General features: G+C 65.3%; 16 protein-coding genes. 12 read left to right on the top strand and 4 right to left on the bottom strand.

Annotated features, from left to right (window positions below):
• The first annotated feature begins 368 nt into the window (after positions 1 to 368).
• Positions 369 to 1,688 (top strand): NAD(P)/FAD-dependent oxidoreductase, encoded by a 1,320-nt coding sequence (locus WKW82_RS36640; RefSeq protein ID WP_340348114.1) that lies wholly within the window; start codon positions 369 to 371, stop codon positions 1,686 to 1,688.
• Between the two features lie 1,144 nt (positions 1,689 to 2,832).
• Here the strand turns inward: WKW82_RS36640 and WKW82_RS36635 are convergent.
• Positions 2,833 to 3,054, bottom strand: coding sequence for a hypothetical protein (locus tag WKW82_RS36635; protein WP_340348113.1), 222 nt, complete (start codon positions 3,052 to 3,054; stop codon positions 2,833 to 2,835).
• Positions 3,055 to 3,091: 37 nt separating this feature from the next.
• Between WKW82_RS36635 and WKW82_RS36630 the strand changes: the two genes are divergently transcribed.
• Together WKW82_RS36630 and WKW82_RS36625 are read left to right on the top strand one after the other, a co-directional pair.
• Positions 3,092 to 4,522 carry an outer membrane protein assembly factor BamB family protein gene (locus WKW82_RS36630; RefSeq protein WP_340348112.1) on the top strand — a complete coding sequence of 477 codons (1,431 nt, stop codon included), beginning with the start codon at positions 3,092 to 3,094 and terminating at the stop codon, positions 4,520 to 4,522.
• A gap of 4 nt (positions 4,523 to 4,526) precedes the next feature.
• The gene (locus WKW82_RS36625; RefSeq protein ID WP_340348110.1) at positions 4,527 to 5,354 is read left to right on the top strand and encodes an MBL fold metallo-hydrolase; all 828 of its coding nucleotides are present in this window, start codon (positions 4,527 to 4,529) and stop codon (positions 5,352 to 5,354) included.
• 64 nt (positions 5,355 to 5,418) lie between these two features.
• On the opposite strand, the gene WKW82_RS36620 is transcribed toward WKW82_RS36625, so the two are convergent.
• Both WKW82_RS36620 and WKW82_RS36615 read right to left on the bottom strand, forming a co-directional pair.
• Positions 5,419 to 6,186 (bottom strand): class I SAM-dependent methyltransferase, encoded by a 768-nt coding sequence (locus tag WKW82_RS36620; protein WP_340348109.1) that lies wholly within the window; start codon positions 6,184 to 6,186, stop codon positions 5,419 to 5,421.
• 29 nt (positions 6,187 to 6,215) lie between these two features.
• Positions 6,216 to 6,650, bottom strand: a complete 435-nt coding sequence (locus tag WKW82_RS36615) for a DUF1841 family protein (RefSeq protein ID WP_340348107.1) — start codon at positions 6,648 to 6,650, stop codon at positions 6,216 to 6,218.
• A 97-nt stretch (positions 6,651 to 6,747) separates the two neighbouring features.
• Between WKW82_RS36615 and WKW82_RS36610 the strand changes: the two genes are divergently transcribed.
• The 7 genes from WKW82_RS36610 (at position 6,748) to WKW82_RS36580 (ending at position 14,662) form a co-directional block, all read left to right on the top strand.
• Positions 6,748 to 7,779 carry a LacI family DNA-binding transcriptional regulator gene (locus WKW82_RS36610; protein WP_340348106.1) on the top strand — a complete coding sequence of 344 codons (1,032 nt, stop codon included), beginning with the start codon at positions 6,748 to 6,750 and terminating at the stop codon, positions 7,777 to 7,779.
• Positions 7,780 to 8,066: 287 nt separating this feature from the next.
• Complete coding sequence (araD, locus tag WKW82_RS36605) at positions 8,067 to 9,809, top strand: L-arabinonate dehydratase (protein WP_340348105.1); 1,743 nt, start codon at positions 8,067 to 8,069, stop codon at positions 9,807 to 9,809.
• Between the two features lie 40 nt (positions 9,810 to 9,849).
• Positions 9,850 to 10,851 (top strand): Bug family tripartite tricarboxylate transporter substrate binding protein, encoded by a 1,002-nt coding sequence (locus tag WKW82_RS36600; RefSeq protein WP_340348104.1) that lies wholly within the window; start codon positions 9,850 to 9,852, stop codon positions 10,849 to 10,851.
• A gap of 2 nt (positions 10,852 to 10,853) precedes the next feature.
• The gene (locus tag WKW82_RS36595) at positions 10,854 to 11,840 is read left to right on the top strand and encodes a Bug family tripartite tricarboxylate transporter substrate binding protein (protein WP_340348103.1); all 987 of its coding nucleotides are present in this window, start codon (positions 10,854 to 10,856) and stop codon (positions 11,838 to 11,840) included.
• 140 nt (positions 11,841 to 11,980) lie between these two features.
• The gene (locus WKW82_RS36590) at positions 11,981 to 12,703 is read left to right on the top strand and encodes a ribonuclease activity regulator RraA (protein ID WP_340348102.1); all 723 of its coding nucleotides are present in this window, start codon (positions 11,981 to 11,983) and stop codon (positions 12,701 to 12,703) included.
• Between the two features lie 22 nt (positions 12,704 to 12,725).
• On the top strand, positions 12,726 to 13,697 hold the full coding sequence (locus WKW82_RS36585) for a Bug family tripartite tricarboxylate transporter substrate binding protein (RefSeq protein ID WP_340348101.1): 972 nt from the start codon (positions 12,726 to 12,728) through the stop codon (positions 13,695 to 13,697).
• A gap of 23 nt (positions 13,698 to 13,720) precedes the next feature.
• A complete protein-coding gene (locus tag WKW82_RS36580; RefSeq protein ID WP_340348100.1) occupies positions 13,721 to 14,662 on the top strand; it encodes a 2-hydroxyacid dehydrogenase in 942 nt (313 codons plus the stop codon).
• 66 nt (positions 14,663 to 14,728) lie between these two features.
• Here WKW82_RS36580 and WKW82_RS36575 read toward each other — a convergent pair whose 3' ends face one another.
• Positions 14,729 to 15,259 (bottom strand): hypothetical protein, encoded by a 531-nt coding sequence (locus WKW82_RS36575; protein ID WP_340348099.1) that lies wholly within the window; start codon positions 15,257 to 15,259, stop codon positions 14,729 to 14,731.
• Between the two features lie 234 nt (positions 15,260 to 15,493).
• Between WKW82_RS36575 and WKW82_RS36570 the strand changes: the two genes are divergently transcribed.
• Together WKW82_RS36570 and WKW82_RS36565 are read left to right on the top strand one after the other, a co-directional pair.
• The gene (locus tag WKW82_RS36570; protein WP_340348097.1) at positions 15,494 to 16,954 is read left to right on the top strand and encodes a cytochrome P450; all 1,461 of its coding nucleotides are present in this window, start codon (positions 15,494 to 15,496) and stop codon (positions 16,952 to 16,954) included.
• A 143-nt stretch (positions 16,955 to 17,097) separates the two neighbouring features.
• Positions 17,098 to 18,744 (top strand): AMP-binding protein, encoded by a 1,647-nt coding sequence (locus WKW82_RS36565; RefSeq protein WP_340348095.1) that lies wholly within the window; start codon positions 17,098 to 17,100, stop codon positions 18,742 to 18,744.
• The last annotated feature ends 273 nt before the right edge of the window (positions 18,745 to 19,017 follow it).

The raw sequence follows: 19,017 nt of genomic DNA, 5'->3' as shown, positions 1-19,017 counted from the left end.
GGGACTCTGATCAAGTCTGCCGGGAGCGTGCATCCCCGGCTCGGGCGGTCTGCGGCGTTGCAAATCCTCGCCATCGCTACGGCCATGGCTGCGGTTTGCGCCTTGCATCCCATCCCATCCGGAGCCGAGGGTACGCGCCCATGCGGCAGACTTGATCAGAGTCTCCTTTGGGCGACGGCCCAACTTTTCAGCTTACAACCTGCGGGCGCCGCGCGCCACCTTGCTTTGTGGGAGTACTTGCTCGCGCCCATGTGTGATTGCGCATGGCAATCTGCGCGCGAGGCCCCGGGTCGGACGGTAGGTGGGTAAGTGCCGCGGCGGCACAATATGTACCCAATAGTTTGCTCAATCCCAGGAGAAGTCAGCCCATGGATGCAGTTCAGGAATGCGATGTGCTCGTCGTCGGCGGAGGCCCTGCCGGTTCGACGATTGCCGCACTTCTCGCGCGCGAAGGCCGCCGCGTGGTCCTGCTCGAGAAGGAACACCACCCCCGCTTCCACATCGGTGAATCACTGCTGCCGGGCAACGTCGAGCTGTTCGAGAGGCTCGGCGTGCGCGAGCAGGTGGAGAAGATCGGCATGCCGAAGTTCGGCATCGAGTTCGTGCCGCCGGACCTCGACTACTGCAGCTATGTCGATTTTTCCGAAGGCTGGGATCCGACCAAGGATTCGGCCTGGCAGGTGCGCCGCTCCGAACTGGACGAACTGCTGTTCCGCAATGCCGCGAAAGTGGGCGCGGTGGCCATGGAAGGCGCGCGGGTGCGCGAGATCGATTTCGACAGCACGGGCGCCACCGTGCAGGCGGACCTGGACGACGGTGCACGTCGCACTTGGCGAGCCCGCTTCGTCGTCGATGCCAGCGGCCGCGACACGGTGCTGGCCAACAAGTTCAAGTGCAAGCAGAAGAATCCGAAGCACAACAGCACCGCGCTGTTCGGCCACTTCCGCAACGCCCGGCGGCTGGAGGGCAGGCGCGAGGGCAACATCAGCATCTGCTGGTTCGAGCACGGCTGGTTCTGGTTCATCCCGCTGGCCGACGGCACGACCAGCGTCGGCGCGGTGTGCTGGGCCTACTACCTGAAGGCGCGCGACAAGCCGTTGAAGGACTACTTCTTCGACACTATCGCGATGTGCCCGGAGCTGAACGACCGCCTGAAAGATGCGACCCTCGTCGACGACAAGGTCCACGCCACCGGCAACTTCGCCTACTCGAGCACGCATGCCACCGGCGAGCGCTACCTGATGCTGGGCGACGCTTTCACCTTCATCGACCCGATGTTCTCGTCGGGCGTGTTCCTGGCGATGCAAAGCGCCTTCGACGGCGCGAAGCTGGTGCAGACCGCGCTCGACCGGCCGGCCGAACTCCCGGCGGCGCGCGAGGCCGTGGAGACCCGCATGCGCGTGGGGCCGCGCGACTATTCGTGGTTCATCTACCGCGTCACGAACCCGACGATCCGCGACATGTTCATGCACCCGCAGAACATCTTCAACGTGAAGCAGGGGCTGATGTCGTTGCTGGCGGCCGACATCCACCAGGGCTGGGCCTATCGCCGCTCGTTGTGGATGTTCAAGGTGGTGTACTACACCGTCTCCCTGTTCAACTGGCGCCGCACCTATGCGGGGTGGAAGCGGCACCGGTTCAACATCCGGGACATGGGGCAGTTGCGGGGCGAGACGATCCTGAAGTAAGTCCAGGAAGGCGTTCATCGCTGCCTGGGGCGATGGGTCTGGGAGCGGGATCACGCCGACGGCGTGCTCTTGCTGCGCGAATGCCTCGCCGCCGGCGTGCAGCTGCCGGCTCCTCCCGAGATCCTGGAACCCACCGGCCATCAGCTCCCACGGCTGCGGCCCGAAGTCCACTGGGCCGCATTGGCCTGCCGAAGGTAACTAATCCCGGATTTCGAATTTTCATAGCGTCGTTGGCGTGTGCGGCGCATCAGTAAAGCTGCTGCAGAGAAAAAGAAAATGCCTGGGTAGTCGCTCTCCATGCGGCCAAAAACAGAGAAAAATGGCATCGGGAATGTGTCTCCTCCATGACGGAGGAGTCGCGTGTCTTTTTTCGCTCGTTCCGGACTGCCATATTGGTCTTGGCGTCGTCATGGGGGCACAGGCCAGGTCTGATCCGGAAGACATGGATCTCGCCGTAGATATTCCGGTTGCTGCGGCGTGAGGCGGGCAATCCACTTGCGTTGGCGGCAGTTATGTCACGGCAGATCCTGCAACTCTCGGTGGGGCGATATTCAATCCGTTTGTGCAGACGTTTGCTTCGACGGGGGCGACGGCGGCGTCGAATGTTGCACCGTCTCTGCCCGCCGGGAGGGGCCGACGCTGCTTATCACCCTTGCAGGCGCCGGACTCGCGGTCTGGTTCATCAAGCATCTGCACGCCAGTACGTATCTCAGCCAGAGCGCCTTTGGAATTTATGGCGTCCTTGATGTTTTTAATTCAAGACAAGATCCGACCATGTTCTTTTTAATGAACAGTTGAACGGATATTTGTGCAAGATTTATGGATTCCGTCGCAAATACAAGACGTTTTTGAAAGACGGTCTCACGCCGACACGCCAAAAACTATTTGTCACGTTACTGTTCGTTGACAATTCATGTGCGCGCCGCATACTCGCACCAAATCAATAAGGGGTTGCTCAAAAGAATATTTTTTCGAGGGTGCTTCATTATTTTTGCATCAATTCAATCTGTCATTTCGACAGAGGTGAAGAGGTGCTTTCTTCCCGAACGGAGGGCGGTATGGCTTCCTGCGCGCGTCTTGATTTTTTTATTGAGAAATTGAAGGGAAGAGGGCGAATTCTGGACGCTTGTTACGCTTTGGTCGGTTACCTGGCGCTTGTATTTGTTCCAGTGCCCGCTGGCGCGGTCGAGGCCAGCGCAAGCGCGTCCACCGCCGTCGGCGCGCCGGCCAGCATCGCCGCCTCTTCGGCGCTGGCCGCCCCCACGGCGGTTTCGGCAGTCACGACATCCGCCACGACGAACAGCAGTTCGACTTCGGCAATCATCACGACCGACTGGCCCATGTTCGGCCAGAACCTCTGGAACACCGGGAACAACATCCTGGGATCTGGTTCCCTCGGTGACGTGAGCAAGCTGAAAGTGAAATGGACCTTCACGACTGGCGGTGACGTGTCGGCTCGCGCGGCCGTCGTCAATGGGCGCGCGTATTTCCCGGATTGGGGCGGGTACTTGTGGTCGGTCAACGTCAAGACCGGGGCCAAGGTCTGGGGCCGCCAACTTTCCGAATACGGGCTGCCCGCCAACACGCACTCGCGCACGACCCCTGCGGTTGCCGGTGGGGTGGTCTACATCGGAACGCAGGAAGGTGCATGGCTACTGGCGATCGACGCCAACTCCGGAAACCTGATCTGGAAGACGCAGCTCGAGACACCGGCAGACAACCCCTACGCCATGATCACCGCGTCGCCCGCCGTCGTGGGTGGCCTTCTCTACACCGGCATCGCATCCAACGAAGAAGGCCTCGCGGGTTTTGTCCCAGGGTTTGTCTGTTGCAAGGGGCGGGGCAGCGTCGTCGCCGTGAATATCAGCGGCAAGAACGTCGGCAAGATTGCATGGAAGACACCGATGGTGCCAACCGGTTATTCCGGCGGCGGCGTTTGGGGCAGCAACTTCGTCATCGATGCGATCCGCGGGACCGTGTTCGTCGCGACCGGCAACAACTACAGCATTCCCACCGACCCTGCTTACGTCGCCTGCATCGCGGCGGGCGGGACCGCCGCTTCCTGCAACTCGCCCAGCAACTATGTGGATGCGGTCGTGGCACTCAACCTGCTCACGGGCCAGGTCAAGTGGGGCAAGACGTTCGTGACGTGGAATCAGCCAGGCGTGACAGACGGCAGCGACAACTGGAACGTGGCCTGCTTCACGCCGGTCAACCCCGGCAACTGTCCGGCCAATGCAGGCCCTGATTTCGACTTCGCGTCCGCTCCGAACCTGGTCACCTACGTCGACAGCCGCGGTCGCCTGAAGCAGTTCCTCGGTGCAGGGCAAAAGAGCGGGATCTACTTCGCGCTCGACCCTGACACCGGTGCGGAAATCTGGCACACGCAGGTCGGGCCCGGCTCGTCGCTCGGCGGCATGGAGTGGGGATCGGCAACCGATGGCAAGCGAATCTATGTGTCGAATGCCAACTTCTACGGAATCCCGACCAGCGTCGGCGGCGGTGGATCATGGTCCGCGCTGGATCCTGAAACGGGCGCCATCCTGTGGCAGGTCGGAGATCCCAACGGGGCGATCGCGATTGGCGCCCTGACCGTCATCGATGGCGTGGTGTTCGCGTCCTCGATGGCTGGCTCTGCGAGTGCGCCAACCATGCTGGCATTGAGTGCGGCAACGGGGCAGACGCTCTGGAGCTACGCGGCTGGCTCCTCTGTCAACGCGGGCGCATCCGTCGTGGATGGCGTGATCTATTGGGGCTCCGGCTACGCCCACCTTGGCATCCCGGGCTACACAGGGAACAACAAGTTCTACGCGTTCTCGAAGAACGGGAAGTAGAAGCATGAACGCGCAAACTGGTGGATGGCCGGGTACGGGGCGGATGCGTTTTCAACACCCGGTGCTTGCCCGATTCGCGTTGATCCTGGCCGCGCTGGGTGCATCGCCTGGTGCGGTGGCACAACAAGAGCCGCATGCAGCGCCACCGGGAAGTGCCGCCTACGTCGCCCCGACGCTGGAGACCGAACTGGTCAAGACCGGCCTCTACCTGATCAAGGGAGGCGGGGGCAATTCGCTGTTGCGCATGAGCGCGAACGGATGGGTCCTGGTGGACGGCAAGCTTCCCGGAAACTATCGGCCACTGATGTCGCAGATCCGAAAGACCACCAAGCTCTCGGACCTGCCGCTGCGGGCACTCATCCTCACGGATCACCTCGACATGCACGCTGGCAACAGCGCCCAGTTCGCCGCGTCAGGGGTCAGGGTCATCGCGCAGCAGAACGCGGTCGCAAATCTCCCTGCATTCACGACCGCTGAAGGGACGCCCGCCCCGCCGGTGATCACCTACGACCGCGATTACGCGATGCGGATCGGGGGTGTCGAGATCCAACTCAGGCACTTTGGCAACGCCAACACAAACGACAGCACGGTTGTGTACTTCCCCGACATGAAAATCGTCGCGGTCGGCGGTCTCTTCACACCCGGAACGCCGGCATTGGACGTGGCCGCGGGCGGGAGCTTCGTGGGATGGGGACACGTGTTGACGGAGACCCTGAAACTTGACTTCGAACTGGTCGTACCGAGCACGGGCCCGATCGTGACGCGAGCTGATCTGGAGGCATTCAAGGCAAGGATCGACGCGCTGGCCAGGGCTGGAACAGAGAACAGCTGAACCGCTTCTGTGCACAGCGGTCGCGCCTTGCCCGGTCGGCGTGGCGCAAGCCCGCCAGCCAGGGTCAACCCGGCTTGATGGCCGTGTACTCGGAAAAGATCCCGACTTCCTTGTGACGCGCCACCGTCTCGAAGCCGGCCGCCTGCAGGGCCGCCAGGACCTGCGCCGGCGCGATGCAGGCTTCGATCGTGTCCCAGTAGTAGCGCCACAGTTCCGACGTGCCGCGCTGGCGCGCGACGACGCGGGCAATGATCGGGACGAGCGTGCGCATGTAAGCCTTGAGCAAGGTGTTGCCGAGCGCGCTCTCGGGGCGGCTGATCTCCAGGATGACGAGGCGGCCGCCCGGGCGCAGCACCCGATGAAACTCGGCAAAGGTCTGGCCGACGTCGGACACGTGGCGCAGCGCATAGCCCATGCTGAGGAAGTCGGCCTGGTTGTCGTCGCAGGGCAATTGTTCGGCCCGGCCGACCTTGAGTTGCACGCCGGGCAGGCTGACCTGGCCCAGCATGCCCGGGCTCGGATCGACGCCGACCAGGCTGCCGGTCGAGCCGATCAGCGCCAGCGCCTCCCGTGCCACCAGCCCGGTGCCGATGCCCACGTCGATGACCTTGTCACCTGAACGCAGGCCCGCGCGTTCCAGCGCCATGCGGCGATAGCGGGGGCCGGTGCCCAGCGCGAGAACGCGTTCGATGCGGTCGTAGTCGCTTGCCGTCTCGTCGAAGATTCGGCGCAGGTAGCGCTGGTGATCGGCCTCGTCGCGGTAGTACTCGGGCAAGGGTGTGTGCGGTGACTGCACGTTGTCTCCCGTCCTGGTTTTTGCGGTGTTGTTCATCGCCCCATCTTAGGCAATGCCGGAGGGCGTCAATCCCGGGTCGCTCGCCGCTGGACGCAGGCGATGTAGGCCTCGCCGTCCGGCGGCCGGCCCGCACGCTGCGCCTCCCACATCATCCGGCCCAGGCATTCCATCGCTTCGTGGTGCGCCTCGAGCAGTGAATCGCGCCGTGCGGCCAGCAGTTCGACGGCCTGGCGGATGCCGCGCGGCTGGTCGATGGAGCATTGCTCGCTGATCGACAGGTGCATCGACAAGTGCAGGAACGGGTTCTCGCGGCCGTCCTTGCCGTCGTACACGCGCGTGACGGCGGCGTCGGCGTCGGCCAGGTCGGCGTGGTACTCGGGATGCTGGTCGATCCAGCCGGCGGCGATGGTTTCGAGCGCCTCCAGCGGCTGGCCCTGGCGGCTCTTGGCGTAGACGCCGCAGAAGAAGCGGCGTACGTCTTCGGGGGAAGGATTGAACATGCGCGCAGCGTAGCACCGGGGCCCATGGCGGCTGGTTTCAACCATAATCCGCCCAGGCGTCCGGTGCGGACGTTAGCGCAACCATCGGAGCCCCTTCTTGACCCAGCGGAACCTGTCCGGACGAGCCTCGCGCCGCGGCAGCGGCGGCATCACCCTGAGCGACGTGTCGAAGCTGGCGGGCGTCTCGGCCATCACCGTATCGCGCGCGCTGAACACGCCGGACCTGGTGACGCCCGAGACGCGAGAGAAGGTGCGCCTCGCGGTGGAGCGCACCGGCTATGTTCCGAACCTGCTGGCCGGCGGCCTGGCCTCGAACCGCAGCCGCCTGGTCGCGGCGCTGGTGCCGACCATCGCCGGGCCGGTGTTCCTCGAAACCATCCAGGCGCTGACCGAGGCGCTGGCCGACAAGGGCTATCAACTGATGCTCGGCCAGGCCGGCTACAACAACGCCCGCGAAGACGCGCTGATCGACGCCATCATCGGGCGGCGGCCGGACGGCATCGTTCTGACCGGGATCATGCGCTCCGTCGATGGGCGGCGGCGGCTGCTGGCCTCCGGCATTCCGGTGGTGGAGACCTGGGACCTGACGCCCACGCCGATCGACATGCTGGTCGGTTTCTCGCACGAGAAGGCCGGCGCGGCCACGGCGCAATACCTGCATCGCAAGGGCTATCGCAAGCCGGTGATCGTCACCGGGGATGACCAGCGCGCGACCTTGCGTTGCAAGGGATTCGAACAGGCCTGGAAGCTGCTCGGCGGCGGCACGGTGCCGGTGCGCGAGGTGCCGGCGCCGACCACGCTGGGCAGCGGGCGCGAGGCCTTGTCCGCGCTGCTGGCGGCGGGCGCGGACATCGATGCCGTGGCCTGCAGCTCCGACGCGCTGGCCCACGGCGTGATCACCGAGGCGCAGGCGCGCGGCATGCGGGTGCCGGGCGACATGGGCGTGATCGGCTTCGGCGACCTGGGCTTTGCGCAGTATGCGCATCCGGCCATCACGACGGTGCGCATCGACGGCACCGGCATCGGTCGGCAGGCGGCGCGTTTCATCGTCGAACGTGCCGAGGGACGCGAGGTGACGGAGAAGATCGTCGACCTCGGCTTCACGCTGATTGAGCGGCAAAGCGCGTAGGTTGACCCACCCCCGAATGCGCCTGCGGCGCTCCGGGCGGCCAGAGGCGGCTGGTCTTGCGGGCCGTCCAAGCCTGCGCAGGCAGGATCGGAGCCGCGGCCCTCAGCCCTCATGAGGCGCACCCAGCGGCCCGGCGCAGCCGGTTCCGCGGGGGCCCTGGAAAGGGCATTGTTTTGCCTCGCCCTGAAGTTCCGCGATCCCTGAATTTTCCGGTTGACGCCAGCCGCCGGACCTGCTTATGATCGAATGACAGCGCTAACATTCAAAGCGCATTTCGAGACAAGATCATGACCACCCCACGCAAGAAGCCCGAAGACCTCCGCTCACACCGCTGGTACGGCGTGAAAGACCTGCGCAGCTTCGGCCATCGCTCGCGCACTGCGCAGATGGGCCTGAGCCGCGACGATTACCTGGGCAAGCCGGTCATCGCGATCCTCAACACCTGGAGCGACATGAACTCCTGCCACACGCACTTCAAGCAGCGGGTGGAGGAGGTCAAGCGTGGCGTCTGGCAGGCGGGTGGCTTCCCGGTCGAGATCCCGGCGATGAGCCTGGGCGAGGCCTTCCAGAAGCCGACCACCATGCTCTACCGCAACATGCTCGCCATGGAGGCGGAAGAGCTGTTGCGCTCCTACCCAGCCGACGGCTGCGTGCTCATGGGCGGCTGCGACAAGACCACGCCCGGCCTCGTGATGGGCGCGCTGGCGATGAACCTGCCGACCATCTTCGTGCCGGCCGGCCCCATGCTGCGCGGCGACTACAAGGGCACCTTCCTCGGCTCCGGCTCGGACACATGGAAGTACTGGGCCGAACTGCGCGCCGGCAACATCACGGAAGACGACTGGCAGGACGTGGAAGACGGCATCGCCCGTTCGCCCGGCACCTGCATGACCATGGGCACGGCCAGCACCATGACCAGCGCGGCCGAAGTGCTGGGCCTCACGCTGCCGGGCGCATCGTCCATCCCCGCGCCGGACTCGCGCCACGCGATGATGGCCACGCACACCGGCAAGCGCATCGTCGAGATGGTGTGGGAAGACCTGAAGCCGCTGGACTTCCTCACGCCGGCCTCCTTCGACAACGCCGTGACCGCCGTGCTCGGCCTGGGCGGCTCGACCAACGCCATCGTCCACCTGATCGCGATGGCGCGGCGTGCCAGCGTGCCGCTCGACCTGGCCCGCTTCGACGAACTCGCGCGCAGCACGCCGGTCATTGCCAACCTGCGTCCCGGCGGCAAGTACCTGATGGAAGACTTCTACTACGCGGGCGGCTTGCGCGCGTTCCTCAATCAGATGGGCGACCTCATCGACGGCAGCCAGATGACCTGCACCGGCAAGAGCCTTGCAGAGAACATCGCCGGCGCCGAGGTCTACAACGCCGACGTGATCCGCCCGCGCAAGGAGGCCTTGCTCGAAAGCGGCGGCCTCGCCGTGCTGCGCGGCAACCTCGCACCCGATGGCGCGGTCATCAAGCCGGCCGCGATGGAGCAGCACCTGCGCCGCCACACCGGCCCCGCGGTCGTGTTCAAGAACTACGACGACCTGTCCGCGCGCATCGACTCGCCGGACTTGCAGGTCACAAAGGACAGCGTGATCGTGCTGCAAAGCGCCGGCCCGCAAGGCGCGCCGGGCATGCCCGAATGGGGCCAGTTGCCGATCCCGCAGAAGCTGCTCAAGGAAGGCGTGCGCGACATGGTCCGCATCAGCGACGCGCGCATGAGCGGCACCAGCTACGGCGCCTGCGTTCTGCACGTCACGCCCGAGTCGCACGTCGGCGGCCCGCTGGCGCTGGTGCGCGATGGCGACCTGGTCACGCTCGACGTCGACGCGCGCCGCATCGACATGAACGTCAGCGACGAGGAGCTCGCCAGGCGTCGCGCCGAATGGCAGAAGCCCATCCCCAAGTTCGGCCGCGGCTACGGCGTGATGTTCCTCAAGCACGTGCAGCAGGCCGACACCGGCTGCGACTTCGACTTCCTCGCACCGGACTACGCGCAAGCCGCCGGTGAAGGCGAGCCCGAAATCCATTGAATCCACTCACAAGGAAATGAACAGCATGGAGACAACACACATGGTGCGCCCGCAAACCGGCAAGGCGCTCGGCCGGCTCGCAGCACGGCTTGCATTGGCCGCACTGCCGTTCGCGCCGATCGCGGCCAGTGCCCAGGTGCCCGAAGGCTGGCCCGCGCGGCCCGTCACCTTCGTGGTGCCTTTCGCACCGGGTGGCGGCACCGACATCGCGGCGCGCTTGCTGGGCGTGCGGCTCGGCAAGAAGTGGGGCCAGTCGGTGGTGGTGGACAACCGCACCGGCGCGGGCGGCATCGTGGGCATGGACATGGTGGCCAAGGCCAAGCCTGACGGCTACACCTTCCTGATCGGCAATGTCGGCACGCAGTCGATCAACCCGTCGCTCTACAAGATGCAGTACGACCCGGACAAGGCCTTCGCGCCCGTGTCCCTGTTCGCGGACCTGCCCTTCGCATGGGTGATCAATCCATCGATCCCGGCCAAGACGCCGAAGGAGTTCATCGCGCTCGCCAAGGCCGCGCCGGACAAGTACACCTTCGCCAGTTCGGGCAGCGGCGGCTCGCCGCACCTTACCGCCGAGATCTTCCAGCAGGCCGCCGGCGTCAAGCTCGTGCATGTGCCGTACAAGGGCGGCGGGCCGGCCATGGCCGACCTGATGGCCGGGCATGTCGACATGCTGTTCGCTTCGATCCTGGAGACTTCGAGCTACGTGAAGACCGGCAAGCTGCGCGCGCTGGCCGTGACAAGTGCGCAGCGCTCGCCGGCCATGCCCGACGTGCCGACATTGGCGGAGCAGGGCGTGCCCAATGCCGAGTCTGGCTCCTGGGTCGCGCTGCTGGCGCCGGCCGGCACACCACCGGCACTGATCGACAAGATCGCCGCCGACGTGAAGGAGATCGTCGGCACCGAGGACATGCGCAAGGCATTGATCGAGCAGGGCGCCACGCCGCGCGGCACCACGCCGGCCGAACTGCAGAAGATCATCGCGAACGACAAGGCGCGCTATGGGCAGGTGATCACGGCGCGCGGCGTCAAGGTGGAATGACCATGCGCTTCCTCACGCGCCGCATCGCGCTTTCCTCACTCACGGCACTGCTGCTGCCCATGCCGCTGCTGGCGGTCGCGCAAGACAAATGGCCCTCGCGCCCGATCACCTATGTCGTGCCCTTCACGCCCGGTGGCTCGACCGACGTGATCGGCCGTGTCATCGCGCAGAAGCTCGGCGAAGCGCTGGGCCAGCCGGTCATCGTCGACAACAAGCCGGGTGCCGCGGGCGCGGTCGGCGCGGCCTTCGTGGCCAAGGCCAAGCCGGATGGCTCCACGCTCTTCGGCGGCACCATCAGCACGCACGCCATCAACGCCAGCCTCTACAAGAACCTGCCCTACGACCCGGTGAAGGACTTCGATCCGATCTCGCTGGTGGCCTTCCTGCCGAACGTGCTGATCGTCGACCCGAACCTCGGCGTGAACTCGGTGGCAGAGCTCATCGCGCTGCTGAAGAAGGACCCGGGGAAGCGCACCTTCGCGTCGTCCGGCTCGGGCACATCGACGCACCTGGCCGGCGAGATGCTGGGCGACATGATCGGCGTGAAGCTCACGCACATCCCGTACAAGGGCACGCCGCCCGCGATGCTCGACGTGTCGTCGGGGCAGGTCACCTTCATGTTCGACCAGATCACGGCCGCGCTGCCGCTGGTGCAGGGCGGCAAGCTCAAGCTGCTGGCCGTGACCTCCGCCAAGCGCATGGCACTGGCGCCGGAACTGCCCACGATGCAGGAGGCGGGTGTGAAGGGCTTCGAGATGGCGTCATGGCAGGCGGTGTATGCACCGAAAGGCCTGCCCGAGCCCATCGCGCAACGCCTCTCGGCCGAGATCAACAAGATCCTGCTGACGCCGGAGGTGAAGGACAAGCTCAGCAACCAGCTCGGCATGGATGTGGTGGCCGGCTCGCCGGCGCAACTGGCTGCGTTGATGCAGAAGGAGATCCCGCGCTGGGGTGAGCTTGTGCGAAAAAGCGGGGCGAAGGCCGACTAACGTTCGCTCGCCCCCAGGATCCGCGCACTGCGTGCGCTCCTCCAACCCCCTACCGGGGGCGACACCAGCGGCCCGGCAAAGCCGGTTCCGCGGTGTCTCCCGAACAGATTCAGACACAGACACGTCAATCGAGGCATTTCATGACCACCCCCTTGTCCGACACCGCCCGCGAGCAGCTGCGCCATGTGAGCGTCGCAACGCTCTGCACGCAACTCTTCAAGCGCGGCTTTCGCAATGTCTACCTGCAGGGCGTCGGCCGGCTCACCAAGCCGAGCGGCGGCAACCTGGTCGGCCCGGCCTTCACGATGCGCAACATCCCCGCGCGTGAAGACCTCGACCAGATCAGTGCCTTCGACGACCCCAACCACCCGCAGCGCAAGGGCATCGAGAGCGTGCCGGAAGGCCATGTGCTGGTCATCGATTGCCGCGGTGAGACGCGCGTGGCCTCGGGCGGCCAGATCCTCACGACGCGCCTCAAGGTGCGCGGCGCGGCAGGGCTCGTGTCCGATGGCCCCGTGCGTGACAGTGGCCCGATCTCGCAGATGGACTTCCCCGTGTACTGCGCGGGCGGCAGCGCGCCGTTGAACCTGATTCACCACCATGCGATCGACCTGAACGTGCCGATCGGCTGCGGCGGCGTCGCGGTGTATCCCGGCGACGTGATCGTGGGCGACGACGAAGGCGTGGTCGTGGTCCCGCAGCACCTGGCTGAAGAGGTCGCGCGCGACGCGACCGAGCAGGAAAAGATGGAAGCCTTCGTGCTCGAACGCATCGAGGGTGGCGCCAAGCTCGCCGGCACCTATCCGCCCAACGCCGACACCAAGGCCGCCTTCGAAACCTGGCGCAAGGCCAAGGGCATCTGACCCACACAACGGGAACCTCACCATGCAACGCAGAACATTCGTCGCCTCGGCGGCCGGCCTCGCCCTTGCCCACGCCATGCCCGCGATGGCGCAAGGCACGTTTCCTTCGAAGGGCATCACCATCGTCGTGCCGGCCTCGCCGGGCGGCGCGATCGACCTGGCCGCCCGCCTCATCGGCCAGAAGCTCACCGAGGCCTGGGGCCAGCCCGTGGTCATCGACAACCGCGCAGGTGCCACCGGCATCATCGGCACCGACCTCGTCGCCAAGAGCCCGCCCGACGGCCACATGCTGGCCTTGGTCGCCAGCAGCCATGCGATCAATCCGAGCATGGTCAAGAAGCTGCCCTTCGACACGGTCAAGAGCTTCGAACCGGTGGTGCTCACGCACGTGGTGCCGCTGGTGCTGATCGTGTCGCCGGAACTGCCGGTGAAGTCGGTGAAGGAACTCATCGCCTACGGCAAGGCCAACCCCGGCAAGCTGTCCTTCGCGTCGAGCGGCACCGGCGGCGCGCCGCATTTCTCGGGCGAACTGTTCAAGTCGATGACGGGGCTGGAGATGGCGCACATCCCGTACAAGGGCAGCACGCTGGCGCACCCCGACCTCATCAGCGGGCGCACCTCGCTGATGTTCGACACCGTGGCCGCGGCCAATGTGCAGATCAAGGCCGGGCGCCTGCGCGCATTGGCCGTGACGACCGCCAAGCGCTCCTCGGTTTTGCCCGACGTGCCCACGATGCAGGAGGCGGGCGTCGCCGGCTACGAGACCAGCACGTGGGGCGGCCTGCTCGCGCCGGCCGGCACGCCCAAAGCGACCGTCACCAAGCTCAACGCCGAGGTCAACCGCATCCTCGCCCTGCCCGACGTGCGCAAGACCTTGCAGGAGAACGGCATCGAGCCCGGTGGCGGCACGCCGCAGCAATTCGGCGACTTCATCGGCACCGAGATGGTCAAGTGGGCCAAGGTTGCCAAGGACGCCGGCATCCAGCCCGAATGAAAACCGAAGAAGAGAAATCACCCATGTCCAAGACCCGCGTGCTGCAACACGGCCGGCTGCTGCCCGCCCTCGAACAACGTCTGGCCGAGCGCTACGACCTTCACAACCTGTGGCAGGAGGCCGACCCCCAGGCCTACCTCGCTGCGCACGGCGGCGAGTTCACCGCGCTCGTCACCTCGGCCCGCTTCGGCGCCGACGCGGCCATGATCGCGGCCATGCCCAACCTGAAGGCGATCTCCAGCTTCGGCGTCGGCCTCGAAACCCTGGACCTCGACGCGGCCCGCGCGCGCGGCATCCCGGTCGGCTACACGCCCGATGTGCTGAACGACTGCGTGGCAGATACCGCCTTCGTGCTGGTGATGGACGTGGCGCGGCGCATCTCTGCATCCGACCGCTTCGTGCGGCGCGGCGAGTGGCGCAACGGGCCGTTCCCGCTCGCGACCAAGGTGTCGGGCAAGAAGCTCGGCATCCTCGGCATGGGCCGCATCGGTCGCGTGATCGCGCGGCGCGCATCGGGCTTCGACATGGAGGTGCGCTACCACAACCGGCGGCCTCTCACGGACACCGGGCATGCCTACGAGCCGACGCTCAAGAGCCTCGCCGAATGGGCCGACTTCCTGGTGATCGCCAGCGCCGGCGGTCCCGAGACGCGCGGCCTGGTCTCGCGCGAAATCCTCGATGCACTCGGTCCCGATGGCTACCTGGTCAACATCTCGCGCGGCAGCGTGGTCGATGAGAAGGCGCTGATCGAGGCGCTGCAAGAAAAGCGCATTGCCGGTGCAGGACTCGATGTGTTCGAGGACGAGCCCAATGTCCCGCCGGCCTTCTTCGAACTCGACAACGTGGTGCTGCTGCCGCACCTGGCCAGCAACACGAACGAGACGCGCGCGGCAATGGCTGGGCGGGTGGAGGAGAACCTGGCGGCGGCGCTGGCGGGGCAGCCGATGGTGAGCGCGGCGGGTTAAACGTGCACGCGGGGAGCGCGTATGGCAGCACGGTAGCCCCGATCTGCTGATGGGATCAGTGCACTCCTAGCGGGTGAACAGCCATGCACCGGTTGGTTGCCTGACTACCTCATTGCTCATCTTTATTGTTTCTCCACTTGCGTCAGACGTGTACACGACCTCAAATTGAAGCGCATTTTTAGTTGGCATTTGCCAGCCCTGTATGCGCAACACCGTGGCGCAACTTCCCTTGTCGTGATACCTCATCAATGGAATCGGCGCGTTGAGGTAGTTGAAGGACGGAAAATTCTTGCCAGGAGCCGCAAATGCGTTTAGCGCAGATGCGTTGTAGCCGGTGATGCACGAATTGATCCGCAGGAACTTTGAGATCACATCTGACGATTCAGCAATTGCCGCGCTCGTGTCTTTGTTGGTCGCCTGTTGCCGAAGCGCGCTGGCGAGTTTGGCGTCTTGCGCTTCTGTGGGTTGAAGCATTTGCGCATTGCGCGATGACGTCGCCGGAGACGAGCCGTTGTTCTTGGTCTGCGATCCAGGTGGCACGATGCACCCGGTGACGACAAAGGTTGCTGCCAGCAATGCGGCGGCAGTAGTTTTCATATTCACTCCCTGTAGATTTTTTGATGTCCATTGAGACGCACAACGGACGGTCGCGATCATATCGATGAAGACCAGGAGCCTATGTCTAGCAATCACCGGTCTGGACGCTCTGGATTCGAAGGTTCGCGAAATGCTGCTCGGCCTTGAGTGCCGCACTCTTGGAAATTCGGCGACAACAAGGGAAACCATGTGTTCGCGTTCCATGCGACAGAGTGGCCCAATAGCGCCATGACCATGGACACGCCCACCCTCGACAAGCCCGCAGTCCCCGCGCAGCCCACGCCGCGCCAGCTTGCCGACCTGCCTGGCCCGCGCGGCATCCCGCTGCTGGGCAACCTGCTGCAGCTCGACCCGCCCCGCATGCACCAGCAATTGGAGCAGTGGTGCAAGGAGTTCGGCCCCTACTTCAAGGTCAAGGTTGGCCGCCGCTACCTCTTGATCGTCGGCGACCACCATGCCGTCGCGGCCATGCTGCGTGATCGGCCGGATGGTTGGAAACGCACCACGCGGCTGGAACAGATCGGGGCGGAAATGGGGCTGAAGCCCGGTGTGTTCGGCGCCAACGACGACGATTGGCGGCGGCAGCGCCGCATGGTCATGGCGGGCTTCGACCCGGCGCATGTCAAGGGCTACTTCCCGTCGCTGCAAGGCGTGGCGGATCGGCTCGTCCGGCGCTGGCGGAAGGCCGCGCGCGATGGTAGCGCCATCGACCTGCAGGCCGACCTGATGCGCTACACCGTCGACACCATAGCCGGCCTGGCATTTGGCGCGGAGGTGAATACGCTCGAATCCGATGGCGACGTGATCCAGCGCCACCTCGACAAGATCTTTCCGGCGCTGCTCAAGCGCATGCTCTCCCCTTTGCCGACCTGGCGCTGGTTCCCAAGCGCGGCGGACCGCCAGCTTGCACAAGGGATGGCGGCGGTCAACGAGGCCGTCGACGGCTTCGTCGCCCAGGCGCGCCGACGCATGGCGTCCGATCCTGTGCTGCGCAGCCGTCCGCGCAACCTGCTCGAAGCCATGATTGCTGCCGCCGATGAGCCCGGTAGCGGTATCACCGACGTGCAGGTCTCGGGCAATGTCATGACCATGCTTCTGGCTGGCGAGGACACCACCGCCAACACCATCGCATGGATGATCGACTTGCTGTGGCGCCACCCCGAAGCCTTGGCCCGCGTCACCGAGGAAGTGCGCCGCGTGGTTGGCGATGCGGCGCGGCCGAGCTTCGAGCAGGTGGGCCAGCTCGATTTCGTCGAGGCCTGCGCGCACGAGACGATGCGCCTGCGTCCGGTGGCGCCTGTCCTCAGCGTGCAGGCGAAGAAGGATGTGATCGTCGGAGACATCCGGGTGCCGGCCGGCACCGTGGCGATCAACCTCATGAGGCGCGACGGCGTGAATGAAGTCCACGTACGGCGCGCCGCTGCCTTCGCGCCAGAGCGCTGGTTGTCGGACGCCGGGCCGGGCGCGATGGCCGGCAGCGCCAGGCGCACGTCGATGCCCTTCGGCGCCGGCCCGCGCATCTGCCCCGGGCGCTACCTGGCGCTGCTCGAGATCAAGATGGCCATGGCCGTCTTGCTGAGCCACTTCGACATCGCCAGCATCGATACCCCCGACGGCCAGCCGGCACGCGAACGGCTGGCATTCACGATGATGCCTGTGGGGCTTCGCATGCGACTGCGGGAGCGCGCGTCGTAAACTCCCGTCCCCGGCCGGATTGCAAGCCTTGGTAAAAAGCCACAGCTTTCGCCATGTTGCGCGCCGGAGGGCCCTTCGCGAAGGGCGACAATCAGCGTTCCAGCGCAGTGCTGGAACATTCAATACAAACAGAGGAGACGAGAGTGACTCAACGACACTGGGTGGCCGCCTACGGCGACGTTCCCGCGGAAATCAATCCTGATGCCTATGGCTCGGTCACCGAGCTGGTCGAACAGGCGATGAAGAAGTACGCCAGCAAGACGGCGTTCGTTTCTTTCGGGCAAAAGCTGAGCTTTGCGGACGTGGACCGCCTGACGGCGCAGTTCGCCAGCTACCTGCAGCGTGAAATCGGTGTCAAGAAGGGTGATCGCATCGCGGTCATGATGCCCAACCTGGCGGCTTTCCCGATTGCCTTCTTCGGCATGGCCCGCCTGGGCGCCGTGCAGGTCAACGTGAACCCGCTCTACACGCCGCGTGAACTGGCGCACCAGCTCAAGGATGCGGGCGTCAAGACCGTCATCGTCTTCAATGGCTCGTCGCCCACGCTGGCCGAGATCATCGGCGAGACGCCGGTTACCACGGTGATCACCGTGGCCCCTGGCGATGGCCTGCCGAATTCGGCGCTGCCGGCACCGGCGATCGATGCACGCCTGACCAACACCATCTCGATGGGCGACATCCTGGCCGCGGGCAAGCCGACCGACTACACCCCCGCCACGATCACCGGCGAAGACCTGCTGTTCCTGCAGTACACCGGCGGCACCACCGGCCTGTCGAAGGGCGCATGCCTCTCGCACCGCAACCTGGTCGCCAATACCGAGCAGTACAAGGCCTTCATGAAGGAGACGCTGCGTCCGGGCGAGGACGTGATCGTCACCGCGCTGCCGCTGTATCACATCTTCGCGCTGATGGTGAACCTGATCAGCTACTTCTCGCTGGGTGCGGAGAACTGGCTGGTGGCCAATCCGCGCGATATCGACGGGCTCATCAACACCTTCAGGGATTCGAAGATGTCGGTGTTCGCCGGCGTCAACACGCTGTATGCCGGCCTGGCCGCGCATCCGCGGCTCAAGGAAGTCGACTGGTCGCACCTGCGCCTGTCGGTGGGCGGCGGCGCGGCGGTGATCGACGCGACCTCCAAGCGCTGGCAGGAAGTCACCGGCAAGCTGATCCTGGAAGGCTATGGCCTGTCGGAGACCAGCCCGATCCTGTCCATCAACCCGCCCTTCATCAAGGAATTCTCGGCCACGACCGGTCTCCCGCTGCCCTCGACGGACATCAAGCTGGTGGACGACGCCGGCAATGAAGTGCCGCTGGGCCAGTCCGGCGAAATCTGCGCCAAGGGTCCGCAAGTGATGAGCGGTTACTGGGAAAAGCCCGAGGCCAACAAGGCATCGTTCACGGCGGACGGCTACTTCCGCACGGGCGACGTCGGCGTCTTCGACCAGCGCGGCTACCTGAAGATCGTGGACCGCATCAAGGACATGATCATCGTGTCGGGCTTCAACGTGTACCCGAACGAGATCGAGGCCGTTGCTACTGGCTGCCCCGGTGTCGCCGAGTGCGCCTGCATCGGCGTGCCCGATGCGAAGACCGGCGAAGCGATCCAGCTCTTCGTGGTGGCTGCGCCCGGCGCGACCCTGACGCCAGAGGATGTCATCGCGCATTGCCGCACGGCGCTGACCGGCTACAAGATCCCGAAGGTCGTGCGCCTCATCGACGCGCTGCCCAAGTCCACCGTGGGCAAGATCCTGCGCCGCGAACTGCGCAACGTGCCGGCTGCTGCCTGACGGTGCAAAGCCCATGAAAAACGCCCCTCGGGAAGCCGAGGGGCGTTTTTTCTTGAGCGGCCGAGATGTCCTTCCCGGCCACGACGCAGACGTCTTTCTGCCTGCCTCTCCTCCCTGGGAGAGGGCTGGGGTGAGGGCATCGGCTCGTCGCGTGGACGCAGCCTGCACAAGTTGCGCAGCCCTCAGCCTCGGATGCTTCAGGCCTTGCGAGCAGCGCGGCGCGCCGGCTTGGCGATCACCGTCACTTCAGTCATTTCTTCCGTGACCGTTGCG

Origin of the sequence: Variovorax rhizosphaerae (genome assembly GCF_037889975.1) — a bacterium.
GTDB classification, from domain to species: Bacteria; Pseudomonadota; Gammaproteobacteria; order Burkholderiales; family Burkholderiaceae_C; genus Variovorax; species Variovorax rhizosphaerae.
Note: the sequence above shows the minus strand (reverse complement) of the source record. Positions and strands in the feature narration are given on the sequence as shown.